The organism is Paenibacillus sp. P4_A7 (genome assembly GCF_056402455.1).
The window spans coordinates 1-5,880 of the sequence record NZ_JBFUHJ010000350.1 but is presented as its reverse complement, the minus strand read 5'-3'; the positions used below and the strand labels follow the sequence as shown (position 1 = coordinate 5,880).

General features: G+C 43.9%; 5 protein-coding genes. All 5 read right to left on the bottom strand.

What is annotated here, in order from left to right:
- Window positions 1-357, bottom strand: a 357-nt coding sequence (locus AC1DWN_RS25900) for a Fur family transcriptional regulator (RefSeq protein WP_477561772.1), incomplete at its 3' end; no start/stop codon positions are given.
- Between the two features lie 164 nt (window positions 358-521).
- Complete coding sequence (locus AC1DWN_RS25895; RefSeq protein ID WP_477561771.1) at window positions 522-1,304, bottom strand: SDR family oxidoreductase; 783 nt, start codon at window positions 1,302-1,304, stop codon at window positions 522-524.
- An 815-nt stretch (window positions 1,305-2,119) separates the two neighbouring features.
- Window positions 2,120-4,219: a transglycosylase domain-containing protein gene (locus AC1DWN_RS25890; protein ID WP_477561770.1), complete on the bottom strand. Its 2,100-nt coding sequence runs from the start codon at window positions 4,217-4,219 to the stop codon at window positions 2,120-2,122.
- 166 nt (window positions 4,220-4,385) lie between these two features.
- On the bottom strand, window positions 4,386-4,622 hold the full coding sequence (locus AC1DWN_RS25885) for a hypothetical protein (protein ID WP_477561769.1): 237 nt from the start codon (window positions 4,620-4,622) through the stop codon (window positions 4,386-4,388).
- Between the two features lie 128 nt (window positions 4,623-4,750).
- The gene (locus AC1DWN_RS25880; protein ID WP_477561768.1) at window positions 4,751-5,821 is read right to left on the bottom strand and encodes a sulfate ABC transporter substrate-binding protein; all 1,071 of its coding nucleotides are present in this window, start codon (window positions 5,819-5,821) and stop codon (window positions 4,751-4,753) included.
- Window positions 5,822-5,880 lie beyond the last annotated feature (59 nt).

The following is a 5,880-nucleotide window of genomic DNA, read 5'->3' as shown; positions in this document are numbered from 1 at the left end:
CTCCAGAAGCCAGTCATCCTTAATTTCTTTCAGTGAACCGCACGCATGACAAATTAAATGATGATGCATATGCTCATGATCCTCATCACGAAGATCGAAGCGAGCTACACCATCGCCGAAATTCATCTTTGCTACGATATGAAGCTCCGCTAACAGCTCCAAGGTACGATATACCGTAGCAAGGCCGATTTCTGGATACTTGGCCTTTACGAGCATAAACACATCTTCGGCACTCAAATGATCCTTTTCATTTTCAAGTAGAACTCGCAATATAATTTCACGTTGAGTTGTTAATTTATAGCCATTCGCTGTTAATTGTCGGTTGATTTTATCCACTTCTGAAGTAATATTCATCATCTATGGGATACCTCCTTCGTTACAATGCTTATCCGCTCATACCAACGATTTCCTGAAAGGGTTTTCTTTTAGAATTATTATAATCTAATGGTATTATACTTTGATCAAATACGCAAATACAATATTTTTCTCAGGCAGCATCAAGGTACGAAATCGATGATTACTTATAATACGGGTGACATACCTCCGTCAATATTGATCGAAGTGCCGGTAACAAACGAGGCCGCTTCCGATACAAGAAATCCGATAACATTCGCCGCTTCTTCTGCACGACCAATTCTGCCAAGCGGAATCCCGTGTCTAGGATCAGCTGCAAACTGTTCCCAAGATAGCTCAGGTGCTTTGGCTTGCCACACCCGCTCGATCTGAGCACTTCTAATTAGCCCAATACAGACCGCATTCACACGTATACCGTCACTTGCTAAATCTTTGCTCATGGCATTTGTCAGCGCTAGTCCAGCTGCACGGCTAACTGAGGTTGGCAGAGAGGAAGCCGAAGGAGCTTTTCCTCCTATTGCCGTCACATTCACGATTGCGCCTCTACCTGCTTTGCGCATATACGGTAGAACAGCACGTGCGAAATGAACGGCACCTAGTAGCTTTAAATCAAGATCAGCCGTCCAAGCATCCGTCTCTACCTCAGCAAATGGTCGGGCCGCTGCTGTACCCGCATTGTTAACGAGAATATCTACACCGCCAAGCATGTTCGCTGCTTCCGCAACCGCTCGCTCTGCTTCCTTCTCGATCGATACATCCGCACTAATAATCAATGGCTCTTTGCCTGTTTTCGACTTAATTTGTTCTGCAGCATTTTTTAAAGAATCCATATCTCTCGCTACTATTGCAACCTCTGCACCTTCAGATGCGAGTAATAATGCAGTTGCAAGCCCTATTCCTTTACTGCCTCCAGTAATAATAGCTACTTTTCCACTTAGCCCTAACTCCATCCTTGTCGTCTCCTTTTTATATCTAGCTGATTCATGTACATCCTCATTTTATTGCTATATGACTATTCGATAACAGAGTCAAATTTCCCTTTTCAATCCTGTGATTGTCGTAATGAATAATTGAAACGTAGAGACAGATGGTTTAGATGCTGCGGTGCATAATGAAGCAATTTGGCGGATTTTTGAGGTGGGGCTTCGGTTGGCTACTTTGGGGCAGCGTTTGGCTATGTTGGCATAGGTGTTGGCTTCGGTTGGCTATGTTGCTATATGGTGGGTGCTGCGTTGTGCGGGCTGTGATAGGCTATGTTGGGCTATGATAGGTTTTTGTTTTGAAGTTGTTAGCTTGGTTTTCTGAAGTCTGTGAAGAAAAACTCATTAATTATGAGGAAAGGTTCACTAATTTTTATTTATTTATATTCTCTCAAAGTGATTAGTGAGGTAAACCTCACTCGCCATGAGGATAACTTCACGGGGAATGAGTTTTACCTCACTATATCTTGCATAGTATCTCCTTAGGGCAACTTTAATGAGTTTAGCCTTACTAAATAGTGAGGCTCCCTCACTAGAGCATAATTAGCGAGGTTCACCAATCTAAATCTGATTTCTTCAATGAGGTTTCTCAGCATACTCCCCTTACTAGTCGCCCTCTCGATCTTCTCGATCTATCCCACAGATCACCAATCTATCCTTCCTAATCGTCAATCGATCATGTCGATTTTTCCCACCATTCTTTCCTTACAAACGCCCTCTCGATCTTCTTGATCTTCTCGATCTTCTCGACCTTTCCCACCAATCTTTCCTTACTAATAGTCCTCTCAATCATCTCGTTCTTTCCAATCTTCCCTTTCGGCTCGTTTTTGTTCTTTTCGTTCCTGCTCCTTTCGTTCCTTCTCCTCCTTTTGCTGCTGCTTATCTTTCTTACTCTCTTTCTTATCTGAATCATTCTTATCATCATCATTATTGTCGTTATGATCACGATCTTTATTTTTATCTTTATCTTTGGAATTAGGATGCTCTTTCTTGCTCTGCTGTTTCAGCAGATTGCCCGGAACCGCATGAAATGATAATATCGGTTCGCCCTTGAGCGCTTCGGCCATCAACTCTTGAAAAACGGTTGCCGCAGCCTTCGAGCTTGTCGTCAAATAATGGTTGCTATCCGTTTTGTCATAGCCAATCCATACCGCCCCAACCAGCTGGGGTGTGTAGCCAACGAACCAGTTGTCCTTAGCGCCGTAACCAACTGTTCCTACCATATCTGTCGTACCAGACTTCCCTGCAAGAGAACGCCCTTGCAGAGCCGCTGAAGCACCTGTACCTTCTTTAATAACACCTTCGAGCATGGCAGTCATCGTACGTGCAATTTCTGGCTCCGTTACCTTCACACTCGATGTATCTTTAAATTCGGCCAATACTAGACCATCGGCAGACTCTATTCTGGTAATCGCATGTGACACTTCTCGTACCCCGTCATTTGCAAAAACACCAAAAGCTTCGGCCATATTTAATGGTGAAACACCTTCTTGCAAACCGCCAAGTGCAAGACTCAGAGAGCGATCGCCATCTGACAGCGGAATTCCAAACCGTTCTACAGCGTCTATTCCTTTGCTTACTCCAATCTCATTAAGCAGCTTTACTGCCGGTATATTATAGGATTTAATGAGCGCTTCATACAGCGACACTTCTCCATGGTAGCCTCCGCCTGCATTACGAKGCTCATAGCCGCCAATATTAATCGGCTCATCTAACAATTTATCATTCGGTTTGTACCCTGACTCTAGAGCTGGGGTGTATACTGCGATCGGCTTGATTGTGGATGCCGGCTGTCTCTTCAATTGAACAGCTCGATTAAAGCCGCGAAAAGGCTGCTCTCCTCTTCCCCCCACAAGCGCTCTTATCCCACCATCTCGTGGATCCACCAAGACCGCGCCGCTTTGTATAAGCTGGTCGGCTGCACTCTTCGGAAACAGCATATCCTGTGCATAAACCTGCTCTGCTGCTTGCTGCATACGAGTGTCTAGCGCCGTATAAATGCGCAGACCGCCTTGCAGCACTTCATTTTCCGAAAAACCATATTTATTTATTGCCTCACGAATAATTTGATCCACATAATAAGGATACTGAATATCATCTACTCGACTAGGCTTTGAGCTTAATAATTTTATCGGCTCGTTTAAAGCTTCCTGATACGAAGATTCATTAATTAAGTTCTGGTCCTTCATCAGCTTTAAAACAATATTTCGACGTTCTGAAGCCTTATCCAGATACTTATATGGTGTTAACGCCGATGGCGCCTTAATAAGACCCGCAAGCAAAGCGGATTCCGATATAGTTAACTCATTAACTTCCTTGCCAAAATACGTGTAAGCGGCTCTTTTGATTCCCCAAGCCCCTTCTCCGTAATAGATCTGATTCAGGTACATTCCCATTATGTCCTGCTTGTTATAATTCTCTTCAATTTTTTTTGCAAGCAGCACCTCGTTCCACTTACGCGACCAAGTTCTCTCCTGCGACAAAAATACATTTTTTGCAAGCTGCTGTGTAATGGTGCTGCCGCCTTGAACCGTCCCCCCGGCTAAGAAATTCGATACAAAGGCTCGTCCAATTGCTTTCATATCCATCCCATCATGCTCAAAGTAACGCTTATCTTCTACCGCAATAACGGCGTCAACCATATGCTTAGGAATAGCTGAGAACTCTATCTCCTCAATTTTATTAAACGAAATGCGTGTTGCTTCCTTCCCCTTCTGGTCATACAAAATAGTGGCCGCCGGCAGCGGCTCCTCCAGCTGTCCAATTTCCTGCGCATTCACCAGTAGACGAAACGTTCCCCAGCTTCCAACTAAGATAACTCCAATTGCGATGATAAAACTTATAACTATCGTTCTCAACTTTATTTTTCTTATTTTATTTCTCATTGCTGTTCCCCCATGCTAGCCTACTTCTATTTGCTAATACATTTCGTGTAATGCTCTGTTTTTTAGTACGTTAGACTCATAATTTCGTTATACAACACAAAAAAAGGGAATTCGCATCTCGGATTTCTCCGGCACAAATTCTCCCTTTTCTTCAACCTCTATTTTGTTAAGCAAGCATTTCCGAGTTAGGAATATCTTCGTATTTGTCCACCCAAGTCGGTTTCAATTGATTTCGTTTGTCCATAAACTGTCGATACTGCACCTGAGCAATGCCATCATCTGGATTAGCTTCAAGATACGTTATGATCTCCGCTAGAGTTGCTTCAATATCCGGTAAAATACTGTTGTTTACATGCTTGTTCTGAGCAAGCCTTTGTCTTTCATTACGAGAATTGTATTTCAAGCTGTGTTCCTCCTGCTGCCCTATTCTATTTATTTGCATGCCTTATGTGATGAGCTGCAAAAATCGGGCTACCTTACCTATCATATGCAGGAGCTGCATTTTTAGAACGGTTATCTGCCAAAAATATATTAAATACCAGCCAGCACCTGATACCAGATACCTTTCTTGGAATATAGGTTCTTTCTGACCTCTGGCCAGCCGCCTAAATACGAGATATCAAATAAATCTTCCGGCACTATATACTTACCTGAAGTTTCTGCARCGACCGTCTCATCTACAGATCGGAAGCCATGCTCTACGAACAACCGTTGAGCCTCTTCGCTGTGCAGGTAAGCGACAAAAGCTTCCGCTACTTTGCGAGTACCATGCTTTTCCACATTTTTATCTACAACCGCAGCTGGATTCTCAATCAGTATGGTACTCTTTGGTATAACGATATCATATTTCTTACCTTGCTTGATTCGAGCGAGCAGTTCATTCTCATAAGTGACAATTACATCACCGACGCCATATTCAAACRCAGCCATTGAAGCACGTCCGCTCTTGTCCAGCGACTCGACATTTGCATGAACGGACTTTAGAAAGCTTTTTGCATATTCAGTATCTTTAGCTCCGCTTTTTTCCTCGGAAAGCCTCAACCCCGCACCATAAATAGCGTTTATGTCCCATTGTGCTCCGCCTGATGTTTTCGGATTCGGATACAATACTTTAACACCCTCGCGAGTTAAATCCTTCCAATCATGAATCGCTGATGGATTGCCCGCTCGTGTTCCTAGTACGACAATTGAATTCGTTATAACTCCCGAATTGCTCTGAGCCTTCCAATCATGTGTAATGAAACCGGCGGCGGCTACTTTGTCTAGGTCGCCTTCCATTGCGAGAACAGCGACGTCCGCTTCGAATCCACCGGCAATGGCTCGCGCTTGCGTACCTGAAGCCTCATAGGATTCTTGGAACGTAACCTTCTGACCCGTCTGCTGCAGCCAATAAGCTTGAAAATTAGGCAACAGGTCAACAAACGCATCCTTCACAACCGAATAAGCACCGATTACAAGCATTACATCGCCGTCTTGTACGGMAGATTCAGTCGCATTCTCGTTCGTCTGTGCTCCCTTGCTGCAGCCTGCCGCAGCGAGCAGCATAACCGCAGCGAGGAACAGTACGAGCATGCGCTGGCTTGATACTCGATTTATTTTCATATTTGCATACACTCTTTCCACGTATGGTTTTTAAATATATGTCGACATTGGATCTACCT